The sequence below is a fragment of the Parabacteroides sp. Marseille-P3160 genome (genome assembly GCF_900162725.1).
In the GTDB taxonomy this organism is placed as follows: domain Bacteria; phylum Bacteroidota; class Bacteroidia; order Bacteroidales; family Tannerellaceae; genus Marseille-P3160.
The window spans coordinates 3639667-3657797 of sequence record NZ_LT799418.1; the positions used below are offsets into that span (position 1 = coordinate 3639667).

Sequence of the window (18131 nt, forward strand, 5' to 3'; positions counted from 1 at the left end):
CTATGGAATTACCCGGTAGAATTGCGATAATGGGTGGAGGTAGTTGGGCTACCGCCTTGGCGAAGATTGTCCTGTCCACTCATTCTCAGATCAACTGGTACATGCGCCGCCCCGACCAGATCGAGGAGTTTCAGCGCCTGGGACATAATCCGGCTTATCTGACCGCGGTTAAATTCGACACCGAAAGGATTTCGTTTTATTCAAATATCAATGATGCCATCAAAGCGTCGGACACGTTGATTCTGGCTATCCCGTCTCCTTTCGTGAAACAACATCTGAAAAAAGTACGGACTTCCTTAAGCAAGAAATTCATCATTTCAGCGATCAAGGGAATTGTTCCCGACGAGAACATGCTGGTGACAGACTATCTGATAGATTATTATAAAGTTCCAGTAGACAGTATCGCCATTGTTTCAGGGCCTTGCCATGCGGAAGAGATTGCGCTTGAACGCCTGTCTTATCTTACCCTGGCCTGTTCGGATCTGGAGAATGCACGGATCATGTCTTCCACGTTCAAGAACAGCTATCTGATGAATTCCTGCTGTAACGACGTCATCGGAATCGAATATGCTTCGGTGTTGAAAAATGTATACGCCATCGCCGCCGGTATCTGCCACGGGATGAAATACGGGGACAACTTCCAGGCGGTTTTCCTATCCAATGCATTGGATGAAATGAGGCGCTTCCTGAATGCTGTACATCCTTTACAGCGCGACATAACCGACTCGGTTTACATGGGTGACCTGCTGGTCACCGCTTATTCGCGCTACAGCCGAAACCGCACCTTCGGGACGATGATCGGCAAAGGTTATTCTGTAAAGACAGCCCAGTTGGAAATGGAAATGATTGCCGAAGGGTATTTCGGCACCAAATGCGTTCATGAAATCAACGAAAAATATAACGTAGAAATGCCTATTCTCGATGCGGTATACAATATTTTGTATGCGCGCAAATCTCCTTTAACGATTATCCGGAAACTAACTGAAACTTTTAAATAATTAATGATATGAAAAAAATTAGTCTGAATATAGACAAAGCGCTCGGTAAAGCAGTAACGCTCGAAAAGGTAAACGCCCTGGAGAGCAAAATTAACCAAAGCCTCGCTACCTTGCACAAGGGTGACGGCGCAGGGAACGATTTCCTCGGTTGGTTACACCTTCCTTCTTCCATTACGGACGCAGATCTGAAAGAAATAGAAGAAACGGCAGCCGTTCTACGCTCCAAATGCGAAGTCGTAGTCGTAATCGGCATCGGCGGCAGCTATTTAGGTACAAAAGCCGTAGTGGAAGCATTAAACAATAGTTTTGACTGGCTGCACACCGACCGCAAAAATCCCGTGCTGGTTTATGCCGGACATAATATCGGTGAAGATTACCTGTACGAACTGACTGAAATATTAAAAGGAAAACAATTCGGACTCATTAATATTTCCAAATCCGGAACAACAACCGAACCGGCTCTCGCCTTCCGTATCCTGAAAAAACAACTGGAAGAGACGGTCGGCAAAGCCGAGGCAAAACACCGCATTGTTGCGGTTACCGATCACGCCAAAGGCGCTTTACGCAAACTGGCCACACAGGAAGGTTACAAGACATTTGTAATCCCGGATAATGTGGGAGGCCGTTTCTCCGTCCTTACCCCGGTAGGATTGCTGCCGATCGCCGTGGCGGGAATCAATATCCGCGACCTTGTAGCCGGTGCGGTTTCCCTCGAAAAGGCAACCGATGAAAGCATCCCTTTTAAGGAAAATATCGCTTCCGTCTATGCCGCCATACGTAACATACTCTATGCCGAAGGAAAGAAAATAGAGATCCTGGCAAACTTTCACCCCAAATTGCATTATATCGGCGAATGGTGGAAACAACTTTATGGCGAAAGTGAAGGAAAAGAGAACAAGGGAATCTTCCCGGCTTCCGTCGATTTCACGACTGACCTGCACTCAATGGGACAATGGATCCAAGACGGAGAACGTATCATTTTCGAAACCGTCATCTCTGTGGAAAATCCGGATCATAAGTTGACAATCCCAACAGATGAAGCCAATCTGGACGGGCTGAACTTTCTTGCCGGCAAACGGGTGGACGAAGTAAACAAGATGGCTGAATTGGGTACGCAATTAGCCCATGTAGACGGTGGTGTTCCCAACATCAAAATCACTCTGCCGGAAGTCAGCGCATACTTTATCGGGCAGTTGTTCTATTTCTTCGAAAAAGCCTGCGGAATCAGCGGATATACGCTGGGCGTGAATCCGTTCGACCAACCGGGTGTCGAGGCCTACAAAAAGAATATGTTCGCCCTGTTAAATAAGCCGGGATACGAAAAAGAAAGCGAAGCCATCAAGGCAAAATTATAATTTAAGAAACCGGTAAAAAGTAGGGAGTGAACTTTTCATTTCCTACTTTTTATTTTTAATACGATCCTATGATTAAAGACGCGATTACATATTACCTGCAAAACCGGAACCAGCCTGTCCTGAATCCGAAAGCCGTATTATTCGACATGGACGGCATACTATACGATTCCATGCCCTATCATGTCAAAGCCTGGCTGGAGGCTACCCGGAAAGAACATCTGGAAGGCAGTATGGAGGACTTTTACCTCTTTGAGGGATGTGTCGGTGGATATACCATCAACAAACTATTCTACCGCACCTTTCACCGGGAGGCGACCCAAGAGGAAATAGAACGCATTTATAAAGAGAAATCACGCCTCTTCAATACCTATAACGAAGGCAGGCCGATGGCCGGAGCAATCGATGTGCTGGAACAGGTAAAGGCCTCCGGCTTGCAACGGTTGGTAGTTACCGGCTCCGGGCAACATAGCCTAATCGACAAATTGGAACGAATGTTCCCAGGTCATTTCATACGAGAGAAAATGGTTACCGCCTATGATGTGACTCATGGGAAACCCGATCCGGAACCTTACCTGAAGGGATTGGTAAAGGCGAAAGTCAAAGCCAACGAAGCGTTTATTATTGAAAACGCCCCGATGGGCGTCCGCGCCGGGGTGGCAGCCGGTATCTTTACGATTGCCGTCAATACCGGTCCTCTGCCCGACAGCGCCCTATTAGACGAGGGAGCGAACCTCCTCTATCCTGACATGCAAAGCCTTGCCAATGATTGGCAGCATCTGATGCATGAAGTAAAAACGTATTCGAAATAAACCTTTCCTCCTTTTTATAAGGGCATGTTACCATGCTTTTTGGGAGGATTACTCTGGTTCTTGTTGCGTGTCATCTCCAATGCCTGGATCAGTTTGAAGCGGGTCTGCTTCGGCAGGATAATCTCGTCGATATAGCCCAGCTCCGCCGCCTTGTACGGATTGGCAAAGTTCTCACGATAATGCGCCATCGCTTCCGCCTTTTCCTCCGGATTTGCCTTACGATACAAGATATTTACCGCACCTTCTTCTCCCATGACGGCAATTTCCGCCGTCGGATAAGCCAGGTTGACATCTCCACCGGTCAGTTTGCTCGACATGACGATATAGGCTCCGCCATATGCCTTCCGCGTAATCAGGGTAATCTTCGGCACCGTGGCCTCGGCAAAAGCGTATACGATCTTCGCACCATGACGGATGATGCCGTTATGCTCCTGGACGCAGCCCGGAAGGAATCCCGGCACATCTTCAAAGGTAATCAGCGGGATATTGAAACAGTCACAAAAGCGAATGAACCGCGCGGCCTTATCGGAGGCGTCGATATCCAGCACTCCGGCCAGATAGGCCGGCTGGTTGGCCACGATTCCGACCGATTTCCCACCTAAACGGGCGAATCCGATTACGATATTCTTAGCAAAATGAGGCATGACCTCGAAAAAATAATGATCGTCGACAACCGGTTCGATGAGATCCTTGATGTCATAGGGCAAGTTAGGATCGTCCGGCACGACGCTTTGCAATGCCTCTTCTTCCCGGTGGATATCGTCTGTGACAGCCGACTTCGGAGCATCCTCCATATTATTGGAAGGGATGAATCCCAGCAATTCACGTATTCCCAAAATCACTTCCTCTTCCGTATTCCCCAAAAAGTGACAAACTCCGCTCTTGCTGCTATGCGTATAGGCTCCGCCCAACTCTTCCTTACTGACCTCCTCATGCGTTACCGTACGGACCACATCCGGTCCGGTCACGAACATATGGCTCTTCTCCTTCACCATAAAGATAAAGTCCGTCAGCGCCGGCGAATAGCAGGCCCCGCCGGCACAAGGGCCGAGAATTGCCGAAATCTGGGGCACCACGCCGGATGCCATCGTATTCTGATAGAAAATGGAGGCGTACCCCGATAGGCTTTCCACTCCCTCCTGGATACGTGCACCGCCGGAATCATTCAATGCGACGATCGGTGCCCCGTTTTTGAGGGCAAGTGATTGCACTTTCACAATCTTCTGTGCATTAGCTGCACTCAGCGAACCTCCAAGAATAGTGAAATCGTAGGCGTAGACAAAAACAATACGCCCGTTCACTTTTCCATATCCGGAAACGATTCCGTCGCCTGCATATTTATGTTTCTCCATTTCGAAATCAGTGCAATGATGGACGACAAACTTGTCTATCTCCACAAAAGTACCTTTATCGAGCAACATCTCAATCCGTTCACGGGCCGAAAGAATCCCAGCCTCCCGGCGTTTCTGTAATTTATCGGCCCCGCCTCCAAGTTCCGCTTGCCGGTTTCGCTCGATGAACTGGTCGTACCGTTCCTTATTTCCCATCGTTTTCTTCTTTTTCTACGTTTAAATCCAACCGGATCAATACCTGATCATTGTTGACTGCATCCCCCTCCTTAACTAAAATCTCTTTGATATAGCAATCGGCATTTACCTTATAGTTACTCTGCATCTTCATCGCCTCCAATACCACAACAGTCTCTCCGGCAGGGACAAAATCGCCGACCTTTATCGGAATGCGGACAACCTTGCCCGGCATGGGTGAAATGATCTTATCGTCCTGTAAATCCTCCTGTTTCTTCCGGAGCCGCAGATACTTTGCCTGCGAGTCGATAATATTTACCGCATAGGAAGACAGAGGCATATTCACCTTATAATTCTTTCCGTTCTCAAAACGAAACAATTCGGCATTGTACGACCGGCCTTCATGGAGAATCGAGCAAACGCCGTTCTCCGCCATTACGACGTCAACATCATATGGTTTCCCGTCGATTGTTACCTGTATCTTATTGCCGTCTTTGTTGATCATCTCGACTTCGGCAACGCGTGATCCGATATGTATTTCCATCGTTCTTTCTTTTTAAATACGTAAGACGCCTTTATGTAATCCGAATTCGCGCCACCTGCTGATTGGCCGGTCGTCGGCAGTCGTATCCGGCGCATTTTCGTTCAGGTTCATCAAGTAATCAATATAGGCCGCAATAATAGCCATATTCTCCGTTTCTTCATCGGTAACCGCCAATCCCTGTCGAAGGCGGTCGGCATGTTTCGGAATAAATTGCGTATCATAGGTACCTTTGATGAAATCAGAGGTTTCCATAATACAACGAAGATAAGATATATTGGTTTTCAGCCCGGTAATCTTATATTCATACAATACCCGGCGCATGCGTTCGATGGCATACCGCCGACTTGTTGCCCAGACAATCAGCTTACCGATCATCGGGTCATAATAGATAGGAATCTCATATCCTTCATATACATAACTATCGATTCGGACTCCCAAGCCGGTCGGTTCCACAAGGTGGCGGATCACGCCGGGCGAAGGCATGAAATTGTTTTCGGCGTCTTCCGCACAAATACGGCATTCAATAGCGTGTCCCCGCTGCATGATATCTTCCTGTTTATAGCGCAACGGATTCCCGTAGGCGATAAATATCTGTTCTTTCACCAGATCGATGCCCAACACCTCTTCCGTAATCGGATGCTCGACTTGCAGGCGGGTATTCATTTCCAGAAAATAGAAATTACGATGCTTATCGACCAGAAACTCAATCGTACCAGCGCCGACATAGTTCACTGCTTTGGCAGCGGCTACCGCCTGTTTTCCCATCTCCCGGCGAAGGGCCTCGGTCATGAAAGGAGAAGGCGACTCTTCCACTATTTTCTGATTTCGCCTTTGTACGGAACATTCACGCTCGCACAAATGAATGACATTTCCCTCCATATCACCCAGTATCTGGAACTCGATGTGATGAGGTTCTTCCACAAACTTCTCTATATAAACCGTATCGTCTCCGAAAGAGGAAAGGGATTCCGACTTGGCTGATTCATAGGCTTCTTTCACCTCTTCCTCTTTGTATATCAAGCGCATTCCCTTGCCTCCGCCTCCCATGGAAGCTTTGAGCATGACGGGAAACCCGATCGCCTTACAGACCCGGATTGCCTCTTCGGCACTTTTCAAGGGCTCTTCGGTTCCGGGAACAACCGGTACACCGGCTTTTTTCATTTTAATACGAGCGGAGATTTTATCTCCCATTGCCTCCATGCTTTCGGGCAGCGGGCCGACAAAAATAAGGCCCTCCTCTCTGCAGCGGCGGGCAAAAGCGGCGTTTTCCGACAGGAAACCGTAGCCCGGATGAATTGCATCCACCGCGTGCTCTTTCGCCACTTCCAATATAATATCGATATTCAGATAACTGTCTTTCGACGGAGCCGGACCAATGCAATAGGCCTCATCCGCATACAACACATGCTTCGCGGCGCGATCCGCTTCCGAAAACACGGCAACGGTACGAATGCCCATCTCCCGGCATGAACGCATCACTCGGACGGCTATTTCGCCCCGGTTTGCAATTAATACTTTTTTCATCTTTCTGTTCTTACTAACCTGTGAATCAACTTCTACCCCACGAGCAAGCTAATCCGTTTTCTGAATGGCAGGTCTTCTGACTCGCTTCCCTCCCGATATGCCTTCCCTCTTACAGTGGCTTAAGTTATTTATCGGAATTTATAAAGCATCGCAGCAGCGGGACTGTCCAGGATTCTCACCTGATTCCCTTTTAATCTGCATACCCGGACAGGCCATACAGAACCTATTCGGCGACAAATATACAAAATAAACCAATACCCAAAGAAGCTTCCCCTGAAAACAAGAAAGGCCGACCCGTTTCCGGATCAGCCTTAAATCTTGATTCATCAATCGGACTATTTCACATAATCCGCTTTATTAAGGAAGTTATAGCTCTGTTGAACGCTGGCCACCGGATCATTGTTTGTATATTGTTCTACTTCCACATACCAGTCCTTGATATTGTTTGCTTTCATCTGGTCGAAAATAGGTTTGAAATCGATCTTTCCGCTGGCTCCGATTTCTTTTTCATCTTTGATATGAATAGCTTTAAATTGGCTGGGACGGTTCTTCAGATATGCGACCGGGTCGCCTCCGCCTTCGATACACCAATAAACATCCAATTCGAAGAATACATGGTTCTTGCTGACAGTATCCAATAAGAAATCATAGATCAGTTGGTCTCCTATCTTGCGAAACTCAAAATTATGGTTGTGATAACCGAAAGCAATGCTGGCGGAAGCGGTCTTATAACCTACGGTATTAAAGTAATCACAATAAAGTTTCAGATCGTCGAGGGTCGTCTGCTCGTTGACCGGCATCCAAGGTTGGATCATATATTTGACTCCCAAAGCATTATGCGCCTCAATCGCCTGATCCCACCATGCCATGACTTCCGCTTCTTTTTCTTTCGTGAATGCTTGTCCCAGATGGGCGCTCGTACATTTCATACCTAAATCATCCACCATTTTTTTAAATTCCCGCGGAGGCAAACCATAGATCAGTCCATTGTCATAACTGGCCGTTTCAAGGTTTTTATAACCCATCTTGGCAACGGTTTCCAACGTTACTTTGATACCCGATTCCTTCACCAAGTCCCGCAAGGAATACAATTGAAGCCCAATATTCTTCTGAAGCCCGATATTCTTCGCTGCGGCACCTGAACCGGCGCAAGAAGATAAAAGTTGAGGAATAACCACCCCTCCGGCAAGCATTAAGGAGGCCTTTTTCAAAAAATCACGTCTGTTTTGCATAATAAAATAGATTGAAAAAATTATATCTTTTTACAAAAATAAGACTATTTGTTTAGATGGACAGCATATATCCCACATTTTCCATTATTTAACAAATAATCGATTTTTAGAGCTTAAAAAAACGAAAAAATATAAACTCCTGATGCATCAATAAAATACATATTTTTGTAAGTTTGCCAATCTAACAAACCAATTTTAATGCAAATGAATAAACCCGCTTTTTTGTTATTTATGGCGCTTTCGCTATTCACTCTGTGTTTTTCATGCAGCCAGCCGGGAAGTAAAGTCCTTTTTGACGGAAAAAACAGTGATTTATGGAATATAACCGGGCAGGCTGCTGTCAAAGACCGGATACTGGTTCTCGCAGGAACAAATACCAAGGCAGTTCTGAAAAAAGGAGATTATACGAACTTTAAACTGACTTTGGAGTTGCTTACCACGCCCGGCGGAAAAGGGCGTTTGTGGTTTCACACCGATCCAATGCTCGCGAAAGGCTATGCTATAGCCATCAATAACGACCTACAAGATACGGAATGGTGGACAAAGAGCGGCAGCCTGCTTTCGGTACGCAACCTGACGAAAAGCTTTGCCAAGGAAAACCAATGGTTTACCCTTACCGTCCAGGTGGAGGGGAAGGCCGTAACAGTCAACATCAACGATGTTCCGGTGATTGAATATATCGAACCGGCACGGCCTTACCGTACGGAGACGCATGCCCAAACGCTTCTTTCCTCCGGCCTCTTCGCCTTGGAAAACAGCGGATCGGGAGAGATCCAATGCCGGAGCATAAAAGTTGAAGCCTTGCCGAAGAAGACCGCTCCTGACATCATCGCCCGGCAAGAGTCCGAAGCATTGGACGAGACAAAGGATCCGATCATCCGGCTTCATCAGGAGAACTTTCCTGTATTAGATTTCCATGTCCACCTGAAAGGAGGCCTGACGAAGGAACAAGCCGCGAAACAATCCCGCCGCCTGGGTATCAATTATGCGATCGCCCCTAATTGCGGCATCGGATTCCCAATCACTAACGATGAACAGATTTACGCTTACCTGGACAGTATGCGCTCCCAGCCGTTTATCCTGGCGATGCAGGCGGAAGGACGGGAGTGGATCACCACTTTCTCCCCCGAAGCAAGGGCGCAGTTTGATTACGTCTTTACGGATGCGCTGACTTTTACCGATTCCAAAGGACGCCGTACCCGTTTATGGATTCCGGAAGAGACATGGATTGAAGACGAACAGGCGTATATGGATCTTATTGTAGACAAGATCTGTGAAGTATTGAAAGAACCGGTGGATATCTACGTCAACCCCTGCTTCCTTCCCTCCCCGATGGATCAACGATATGATGAATTCTGGACGGAAACACGGATGAACAAATTTGTCGACGCCCTGGTAAAGAGTGGGAAAGCGCTGGAGATTAATGAAAAATACCGGATTCCCAACAAAGCGATCCTTTTGAAAGCCAAGGCGGCCGGAGTGAAATTTACTTTTGGAAGCAATAATACAACGCCGGATGTTAGCGATCTATCCTACAGCATTCAGATGATTAAGGAATGCGGCCTGACAGCACAGGATATCTATCGTCCAAAAGTCAAATTGAATTAATCCTCCCCTCTGGCGCGCTTTCGATCCCGTCTTTCCTTAGCGTACTGGTAGCGCCTCTTCATGCGCTGCCGGGTGAGGATATATTGAGTGCGATAGACCAGGCAAGCCGATAGGAAATAGACAGCCGCCTGTATCCAGAGCAGGCGGTATTCGAACGCGACCTCCTTCAGTGTGGCTCCCATCGAGTGGATCCGGATAAATCCCTGGATGCCTGGAGTCGATGGAAAGACATATCCGATTGCTTTCCAAAACGGGGGAATGGCTTCTTTCGGCCAGGATATACCGGAGATAAAGAGAAGGAGCACCGAGGTGAAAACAAAAATAAGCATGGGGGACTCGCGGCTCCGCAAAAAGCCGGACACCGTCATCGCCATAAAAATACAGGCGAAAAGGTAAGGAAGAAGGAATGCCAGCACATGGAAAGGTTGGCTTACACGCGGAAAAGAAAACAGGTTAGGCACAACGGCAAAGAGCCAGATACATACCACTATATAAATTACCAAATAGGCCAACGACTTTCCGAAAACAACCCGGAGGGTTCCTCCGAAGTGTCGTTTTAGCGGAACAATAGTATGGAAACGATTTCGTTCCCGATCTGTACCGCTCAACATGCCGATACCCAATAAAAGCGTTTGCTGCACTACCAGAACCAGGATAGCCGGCACTAAGAAACTGCCGAATCCGCTCTGAGGATTATACAGCGCCGTCGATTCGGACAGGATCGGCTGTGTCTGTATCTCTTCCGCCCGGGAAGTATAGGCCGGTTTTTTCTGAATCTGCAACTCGGTTCCCATCTCTAAAGAGACTTCGGTAGCCGTAAGATAGAATGCTTTATAATAAAGCAAGGAACTCATATCACAATACAAAGAGACATGCGCCTGCTTTTCGCCCCGCACCAGAGTCTTGCTGAAATCGGACGGAATAAGCAAGATCCCATAAGCTTCTTTTCTATCCAACATCCGTTTCGCCGTTTCCATATCCCGGCAGACCTCTACCACCCTTACATCCGGAGCCGCATTCATACGGCGGGTAAATTCGCGGCTCAAAAAAGTATCTGAGGCATCGACGACGACCATTTTGACATTTCTGGCCACCTCGTTGTTATAGATAAAAGAATAGATCACCGGATAAATAAACGGAGCGAGAAGAAAGAAAATCAACACGCCGCCGTCCTTGAAAACCTTTTTCAGTTCTTCTTTCCAGATATAGAGCGAATCATAGATGCCCTCTGTAATCATATCGCGTAAACGAGTATTTTTCATCATCATCCTTATTTACGGAATATACTTTATATAAAGAAATGCATCCTTCAAGTTTTTCAACAGGAAAAAGGGAAGGATCAGAAATCCCAAAAGAAACAAATAGGATCCGAAGGAATCAATAAAAGGGCGCCCCATCAATCCCTGATCCACATAAATCAGGAAATAATGGCGAACGGGGAAAAGATTAGTAAGCGGCTGCAAGGCCGGAGCCATCTCCGTCGCGGGAAAGGTAAACCCTGAGAATGAAAAGGCCAGCATTCCCAACAGGCAGGTCGCGCTTAACGAAAGGCGCAACACGGGAATCAAGGAAAAAAGGAAAATGCCGAAAGCTTGTGAGGCCAGTACCAGCAGAAGCATAGCCAACAAAATGGGCGGCCACCCGTTTGCCAAAGGATAAGACTGATAGCCATACAAAATAGAGCAACAAAGGAAACCGACCAAGGTAAAAATGACCGTATGGGGAATCAGTTTGCCCGTCAAGGAAAGGATCATGGATTCACGTCCCGTCTGTAACCATTCACGGGCGGTTCCGAGCTTCATCTCCGTGCCTAGGCTAAAAACCGTCACCAGGATAATCATCAGCTCAAGGATTGTCGGTATAATCGTGTTGTTCAGGTAGATCGAATAGTTTAGCCAAGGATTTCCCAGCGGGTGGGCATCGATGACGATCGGCTGAAGCGCCGCCATAATCAAGTCTTCGGTATAGCCCTTGGCCAGTCCGGTCTGCAGACCGACAGAGGCGTTTGCCAACGTAGCCCCGATTTTCATATCCCTGAAAAGCAGGGATCCGGCAATTAAAAACGAATTATTAGTATAGTAAGATATTTTCGGTTGCTTGCCGGTGATCGTTTTCTTGGCAAAATCTTCGGGGATATAAAAGATTCCATAGATATGCCCGCGCTGCATCTCTATCCTCGCCTCTTCGAAAGACTGTGTCCGTTCGCGCACCTCCAGTATCTGGAAAGAATCCAACAACCGGGTCAACTGGCGTGAAGTAGAAGAGTCGTCCATATCGACTACTGCAATCGGCAGATTCTCCGGCAGTCCGTCGCGCATCAGCGACAAGAAGAAAATCAGGCCGATCAGAGGAGCTGCAACCATACAAAAAAGATAAATCGGCTGAGCTGTCAACCGTTGTACCTCCCTTTTGCACAAGTTCCAGAGACATTCTAAGATGGACATCAATTATTCTCCTTCTTTCTTTATAATGACCGACATGCCGGGGCGCAGGCCCTCAACCGATGCTGTCGGACGCGCCCGTACCTCAAACGTTTTGGAATCATATTGCCCGGTCGCCTTCGTAGCCTTCCAGGCAGCATAACTACCCATATCTTTCAGGTAATAGACTTTTAGAGTAATCTCTTTTTTATCCAATCCGGGAATGAATCCCCGGATCTCATCCCCTACCTTGAAATCCTTCAATAGATCTTCACGGACACTAAAGGTAACCCACATGTTCTTTAAATCCGCAATATTCATGATCGGAGAGCCGGTACCGACCAATTCGCCCACTTCCGGGAACCGTTCGACCACCTCGCCGTCGATCGGAGAGAGCAGAGCGGACTCTTTTATGTATGATTCCACTTCCGCCACGGCGCCGCCGGCTTGGCGGAGTTGGGCGGCAGCAGCCTGCTTGTCTTCCCGGCGTACAGCATCCCTCGCCAACTCATATTGTGCTTTTGCCGCCTTTTCCGTTGCATCCATCGCCTTATAATTAGCCTCCGCTTCGTCTCGCTTCTGAGCGGAAAGGACACCCTTGTCGTACAGGTTCTGCACCCGGTTGAAAGATTTCTTTGCGACCTCCAGGCCCGCTTCGGCTTTCTGCCACATCTCGTAAGCAGCAGCAATCTGCTCCTGCCGCGCTCCACGGATTGCCTTCTCGTTTTGTGCCTGGGCTGCCTCTTGGACAGCTTCAGCCTGCTGTAACTTAGCCTTTACCTCGGGAGTATTGAGAAAAACCAATGTATCGCCGGCTTTCACCTGATCGCCTTCCTGAAAGCGGAAAGACTCTATCCTGCCGGGTACTTTTCCTGAGATACGGAACTCAGTCGCTTCCGCTTGTCCCATGATGATCTCATCCGGCGGGGTCAACAGGAAAAAACCGACCAATGCAACCAATGCAATAACAACAAGCACCGTAATAAAAGCCAAAACCATATTGTTGACCGAAAATTTCTTTTTGTTTCCCATATCTGTTATTCTTTTTATTCCTTTTTACTATTGACATCCGTCGATAATTTACCCATCGCCTTGGTGAGATACACATCCGCCAGTTTCACTTCAATCTGCGAATCAATCAGATTGGAACGGGCGGACAACCAGGCTGTCTGCGCTTCCATCAACTGAAGTACAGGAATCACGCCTTCTTCAAACCCGAGTGTAGCGGTACGCAGATTCTCTTCCGCCTTCTCCATATTCCTGACAGTGGCGATCTGCTTTTTATTCGCTTCGTTCACCTTATAAATGGACTGGTTCACCTGCAACTCTATCTGCTCCCGGGCGTTCTCCCATTCCAGTTGTTTAATATGCGTTTCGGCCCTCGCCGCATTTCGTTTATAGGTATTCTCCCACCAACCGGACAAAGGTATCTTCAGCATCAGTCCGATATTGAAACTACCGGCAAACTCATTCTTAAAGCCATAATACGAGTTGGGGTTCATTATTGTATAACCTCCAATCAGAGCGAGGTTAGGTAAGGCATCAGCCAAAGTAATAGCTTCCTTTTTCTTAAAGATTTTAGTCGCCAGATCCAGACTTTTCAGTTCCGGGCGATTCATAAAGGCCTCCGTCACATCGGCTGTTGCTTCCGTTGCCGCCGTTACCGATAAGGGCAAACGCTCCAGGTTCTCATCCGCCAAGGCCAGCGGCTTCTCTATAGGCAGGCCACAAAGTTGGGCAAGAAGCATCCGGGTAAGCGACAAGCCATTTTCCACCTGAGTCTGCGTCATTTCCGCCTCATTTAATTTCACTTTGACAGATAAGCCGTCCGCTGCTGTGGCCACACCTTCTGCAATCAAAGCCGAAACGTCGCTGTCCATCTTTTCCAGCAATTCGACGTAAGAATCGGCCAGTTTCTTTTTATTGACCAATGAAATGACCTGCCAATACGTTTCATCCGTCTTATAAATTACATTTTGCAATTCCTGATCATTCATCGACTCTGCCAACTGTTTGGCGTAAGAGGCAAGTTGATTATAAGAGATGATCTTCCCTCCCATAAAGACCGGCTGCACCAACGACAGGTTTCCCAGCCAGATATTCTCTATATCCAGACGTAACACATCTTTCAGCGATTGGGGAACAAGCGCGCCGGCAGCTCCCAACCGATTAAAATCGAAAAGATTGATATCCTTCTCATTCCACAGGTAGGCGCCCGTGGCTGAAATCTGAGGAAAGTACTTGGTTAAAGCGGCTTTACGGTCGGCGTCCGCAATCTTAATCTTTTCATTCCCAATCCGTAGGTTTTTATTGTTTTGAATGGCTAACGCCCGGCATTCTTCAAGCGTTAGCAATTGCTGGGAATAGACATTCCCTATCAAAATCAGAAAAGCAAATAACAGCACAATTCGTTTCATTGTTCGCTCTTTTATTTATCATTATTATCCGGTTTTATCCTTCCGCCCAACCGGATCCATCACATACAGTGTTTTCCCTCTGAAAAAGAAAATACAATATTGTGAATGGCGAATTTAATCACATAAATCGTACGAGCCAAATGATGATTCAAAAATAAATAAATTCTTCCTTAATTCTTATTATTCCGAAGAAGCATCCTATTTCTCCAAAGCGAATGTTTTACGCCCGATCAGGTTGCCGTCTACAAAAATATCTACGCGGTAGGTGCCCGGAGAAAGAAATTCCTCAATAGACCAATACATAGTGACAGGCAATTCCTCACCGTCATATTCTATATCTTTCTTGATCGAATATTTAAGATCCCTATTTTCAAAAGTAAAGAAGCCGGAATTAGGCTTGGCAAGTATATCGTCATCCGGCTTTTGAATTCGTATATAAACGGTCTTCTCCCCCACGGAGGCGGTGATATTCCTGGCAATAGAAAAATGAATCACAAACTGTGTCATCTGGTCGATGCGTTTCGCCGCCTTACCTCTCTTGTTCAGAGCATCCACTCGGATACCGGTAGCATCCAAACGACTGGCCAGCACCACTCTCTCCGTCAGTTTTTCTTTTTCTTTCGATAACTGGGCCGCTGTCGACGTGGCCTGTTGATATTTTTGGGTGACTTGCTTGTTTTCGGTCTTCAACTGCGCATTCTCGCGGTTCAGGGAATCGATTTGTATCACGTATCCCCGCATAATCTTCCGCAGCGTCTCCAGTTCTTTCTTCAATTCATTGATACGCCGGGCATTGGTCACCTTTACCGTCTTCAATTCTTCCAGCAGGCGCTGCACCTTCATCTGTTCCGTCGAAAGCAAGGCAACCAGCGAGTCATTGCCGACACTGAACTTATAACCTTCATACTGAAGCGATAACTCGGAATAGTCGTCTTCCAACGATTCCTTTTCCAGATTGAATGTTTCCACCAAATCGGACATCTGCTGTTTTTGATGATAGATATAGTATATAGCACCTCCCGCGATCAAAAGCAAGATCACCACCATAAAAATAAGTAAAGAAACTTTTTTCAGATCTTTATTTTCATTCTTTTCCGTATCCATATCCATTGAAGAAGTATATAAATCTGCTCGCAAAGGTAATGTTTATCATGAGATTATTTATACCTTTGTCCCACTCAATTCATTTTATTTAAGTCAATTCATGCACGAGAAAATTATTATCCTCGATTTCGGTTCACAAACGACGCAACTGATTGGACGAAGAATCAGAGAGTTAAGTACCTATTGTGAAATCGTCCCTTACGACAAGTTTCCCTACGGTGAAGAAAACATCAAGGGAGTAATCCTTTCCGGTAGCCCATTCTCAGTCAACGATACCAATGCATTCAAACCCGATCTGGACAAAATCCGCGGGAAGTATCCGATCCTCGGGATCTGCTATGGCGCCCAATACCTGGCCTATAGCCGCAACGGAAAAGTAGAAAAGGGCGATTCGCGCGAATATGGGCGGGCGCATTTGAGTTTTATCAAAGAAGGCGAACCGCTGTTCGACACGATCCTGACCGGATCGCAAGTCTGGATGTCCCATGGAGATACAATCACGGCATTGCCGGAAAACTACGAAATCATCTCCAGTACGGAAGATGTGAAAGTGGCGGCCTATAGAGTCAAAGACGAACCTACCTGGGGCGTACAGTTCCATCCGGAAGTATTCCACACGATCGACGGGAACCGCCTGTTGACAAACTTCCTGACGATTTGCAAATGCAGCCATGATTGGACTTCGACGTCCTTTATTGAAAGCACGGTCACTGCCCTGAAGGAGAAATTAGGCGACGACAAAGTGATCCTCGCCTTATCCGGTGGAGTCGATTCTTCCGTCACCGCCATGCTACTGAACCGTGCGATCGGCAAAAACCTGACCTGTGTATTTGTTGACAACGGACTGCTCCGCAAGAATGAGTTCGAAAACGTTTTGAGAGATTATACCCATCTGGGGCTGAATGTGATCGGCGTTGACGCGAAAGAGAAATTCTATTCCGCCCTCGCCGGAGTCAGCGACCCCGAACAGAAACGAAAAATCATCGGCCGCGGATTCATTGAAGTCTTCGATGAAGAGGCGCGTAAACTAAAAGATATCAAATGGTTGGGACAAGGGACTATCTATCCCGACATCATCGAGTCCCTCTCCATCACCGGAACGACCATCAAATCCCACCACAACGTGGGCGGCCTACCGAAGGAAATGAACCTGAAACTGGTGGAACCGCTCCGTCCTCTCTTCAAGGACGAAGTGCGCCGGGTGGGCCTGGAATTAGGAATGAAAGAACATCTGATCAAACGTCATCCTTTCCCCGGCCCCGGCCTGGGAATCCGTATCCTGGGAGATATTACGCCGGAGAAGGTACGCGTCCTACAAGACGCGGACGACATCTACATCTCCCTGTTGCGCGAATGGGGGCTCTACGACCAGGTCTGGCAAGCGGCAACTATCTTGCTGCCGGTGCGCTCCGTCGGAGTGATGGGAGACGAACGGACCTATGAAAATACAGTCGCCTTACGTGCAGTAACCTCCGCTGACGCCATGACAGCCGACTGGGCGCAATTACCTTATGACTTCTTGGCAAAAGTATCCAACGAGATCATCAACAAAGTCAGGGGTGTTAACCGCGTCGTCTATGACATCAGTTCCAAGCCGCCGGCCACTATCGAATGGGAATAAAATCCAATGGCCTCCGTTCGGTGTCGCCTATACATTACATATTAGTCAAAAGCCCATAGGGAATTCCCTATGGGCTTTTTTCACACACACCCTAAATAGAGGAGATTCATTGCCATACACCTCGACAATAGCGTGTCTTACCGGATATTTTTATTCCTGCTTGACAATTTTTTATTGGGGATTCACCGGAATATATTTTTGACTCGGTCAAAAATATAATTGAGTGGTAATTTTGCAAAAACTGAGTGGCGACAACGGCTGTTTTCTATTGATTCAACACATGGATGGTATGACAAACAACAAGGGCGGCCGTTTCTGTCCGGAGACGGCTATTGCCCAGGGATATGGGCTGGAAACCTTTTTCAATGGCAAAAGCGACTTCTTGGGGACTGAAATCCCCCTCCGGTCCAATCAGGACGAGGACATCCTCACCCGGCCGGTATATTTCCTTAATTAACGGCTTCTCCCCTTCCCCACAGTGAGCAATCAGTTTCCGTCCGTTGAAGGGGCGTTCTACGAAATCCCGGAAACCGATCATCCCCTCCAGGCGGGGCAGGACGGCTTTCCGAGATTGCTTCATGGCGCTGATCAATATCTTCTCTATGCGCGACAGCTTTACCTCTTTCCGTTCAGAGTAGCGGCAGTTCAGGAAAGTAATCGCGTCGATACCAATCTCCGTCGCTTTTTCAGCAAACCATTCCACCCGGTCCATATTCTTCGTCGGAGCCACAGCCACCTGCAGGTGAAAAGGCCAGAGAGGCGGCTGTTCCAGACGTTCGATAACCGCCAACGCACAATGTTTCGGATGAGGTGCGACCAGAACCGCCTTATAAAAGGAACCCTTCCCGTCCGTCGCCCAAATTTCGGCATTCTCACCGAGGCGTAAGACACGCACGCAGTGTTGGGATTCTTCTTCAGGAAGAACCGGATTCGACACAATATCGGGGACATAAAATAATTGCATAACCGGAAA

15 protein-coding genes and 1 riboswitch are annotated in these 18131 nt (G+C 47.5%); of the genes, 5 read left to right on the plus strand and 10 right to left on the minus strand.

Going from position 1 to position 18131, the window contains the following annotated elements; all coding sequences use genetic code 11:
- The first annotated feature begins 2 nt into the window (after positions 1 to 2).
- The 3 genes from BQ8014_RS14695 (at position 3) to BQ8014_RS14705 (ending at position 3162) form a co-directional block, all read left to right on the plus strand.
- Complete coding sequence (locus BQ8014_RS14695) at positions 3 to 998, plus strand: NAD(P)H-dependent glycerol-3-phosphate dehydrogenase (protein ID WP_080905004.1); 996 nt, start codon at positions 3 to 5, stop codon at positions 996 to 998.
- 8 nt (positions 999 to 1006) lie between these two features.
- Positions 1007 to 2353: a glucose-6-phosphate isomerase gene (locus BQ8014_RS14700; protein WP_080905005.1), complete on the plus strand. Its 1347-nt coding sequence runs from the start codon at positions 1007 to 1009 to the stop codon at positions 2351 to 2353.
- A gap of 68 nt (positions 2354 to 2421) precedes the next feature.
- Positions 2422 to 3162 carry an HAD family hydrolase gene (locus BQ8014_RS14705; protein ID WP_080905006.1) on the plus strand — a complete coding sequence of 247 codons (741 nt, stop codon included), beginning with the start codon at positions 2422 to 2424 and terminating at the stop codon, positions 3160 to 3162.
- 14 nt (positions 3163 to 3176) lie between these two features.
- On the opposite strand, the gene BQ8014_RS14710 is transcribed toward BQ8014_RS14705, so the two are convergent.
- The 4 genes from BQ8014_RS14710 to BQ8014_RS14725 form a co-directional block, all read right to left on the minus strand.
- Positions 3177 to 4709, minus strand: coding sequence for an acyl-CoA carboxylase subunit beta (locus tag BQ8014_RS14710; RefSeq protein WP_080905007.1), 1533 nt, complete (start codon positions 4707 to 4709; stop codon positions 3177 to 3179).
- A complete protein-coding gene (locus BQ8014_RS14715) occupies positions 4699 to 5232 on the minus strand; it encodes an acyl-CoA carboxylase biotin carboxyl carrier protein subunit (RefSeq protein WP_080905008.1) in 534 nt (177 codons plus the stop codon). Before BQ8014_RS14715 ends, BQ8014_RS14710 begins: the two co-directional genes overlap by 11 nt.
- A gap of 12 nt (positions 5233 to 5244) precedes the next feature.
- Complete coding sequence (gene accC, locus BQ8014_RS14720; protein WP_080905009.1) at positions 5245 to 6756, minus strand: acetyl-CoA carboxylase biotin carboxylase subunit; 1512 nt, start codon at positions 6754 to 6756, stop codon at positions 5245 to 5247.
- Between the two features lie 48 nt (positions 6757 to 6804).
- Positions 6805 to 6998: riboswitch (cobalamin riboswitch) on the minus strand.
- 93 nt (positions 6999 to 7091) lie between these two features.
- A complete protein-coding gene (locus BQ8014_RS14725; RefSeq protein ID WP_080905010.1) occupies positions 7092 to 7988 on the minus strand; it encodes a sugar phosphate isomerase/epimerase family protein in 897 nt (298 codons plus the stop codon).
- Positions 7989 to 8186: 198 nt separating this feature from the next.
- Between BQ8014_RS14725 and BQ8014_RS14730 the strand changes: the two genes are divergently transcribed.
- Complete coding sequence (locus BQ8014_RS14730; RefSeq protein WP_234998058.1) at positions 8187 to 9596, plus strand: DUF1080 domain-containing protein; 1410 nt, start codon at positions 8187 to 8189, stop codon at positions 9594 to 9596.
- On the opposite strand, the gene BQ8014_RS14735 is transcribed toward BQ8014_RS14730, so the two are convergent.
- From BQ8014_RS14735 to BQ8014_RS14755, 5 genes are all read right to left on the minus strand, one after another.
- Entirely contained in the window at positions 9593 to 10861 is a 1269-nt protein-coding gene (locus tag BQ8014_RS14735; protein ID WP_080905989.1) for an ABC transporter permease, read from the minus strand. The two genes, BQ8014_RS14730 and BQ8014_RS14735, sit on opposite strands and share 4 nt — an antisense overlap.
- A gap of 9 nt (positions 10862 to 10870) precedes the next feature.
- Positions 10871 to 12040, minus strand: a complete 1170-nt coding sequence (locus tag BQ8014_RS14740; protein WP_080905011.1) for an ABC transporter permease — start codon at positions 12038 to 12040, stop codon at positions 10871 to 10873.
- A gap of 3 nt (positions 12041 to 12043) precedes the next feature.
- Positions 12044 to 13048 carry an HlyD family secretion protein gene (locus tag BQ8014_RS14745; RefSeq protein ID WP_080905012.1) on the minus strand — a complete coding sequence of 335 codons (1005 nt, stop codon included), beginning with the start codon at positions 13046 to 13048 and terminating at the stop codon, positions 12044 to 12046.
- A gap of 14 nt (positions 13049 to 13062) precedes the next feature.
- On the minus strand, positions 13063 to 14433 hold the full coding sequence (locus BQ8014_RS14750) for a TolC family protein (RefSeq protein WP_080905013.1): 1371 nt from the start codon (positions 14431 to 14433) through the stop codon (positions 13063 to 13065).
- 198 nt (positions 14434 to 14631) lie between these two features.
- Positions 14632 to 15537 (minus strand): hypothetical protein, encoded by a 906-nt coding sequence (locus tag BQ8014_RS14755; RefSeq protein ID WP_080905990.1) that lies wholly within the window; start codon positions 15535 to 15537, stop codon positions 14632 to 14634.
- A gap of 100 nt (positions 15538 to 15637) precedes the next feature.
- On the opposite strand from BQ8014_RS14755, the gene guaA reads away from it, so the two are divergent.
- A complete protein-coding gene (gene guaA, locus BQ8014_RS14760) occupies positions 15638 to 17158 on the plus strand; it encodes a glutamine-hydrolyzing GMP synthase (RefSeq protein ID WP_080905014.1) in 1521 nt (506 codons plus the stop codon).
- A 265-nt stretch (positions 17159 to 17423) separates the two neighbouring features.
- On the opposite strand, the gene BQ8014_RS14765 is transcribed toward guaA, so the two are convergent.
- Positions 17424 to 18122, minus strand: a complete 699-nt coding sequence (locus BQ8014_RS14765) for a 16S rRNA (uracil(1498)-N(3))-methyltransferase (RefSeq protein WP_080905015.1) — start codon at positions 18120 to 18122, stop codon at positions 17424 to 17426.
- Positions 18123 to 18131: the final 9 nt, after the last annotated feature.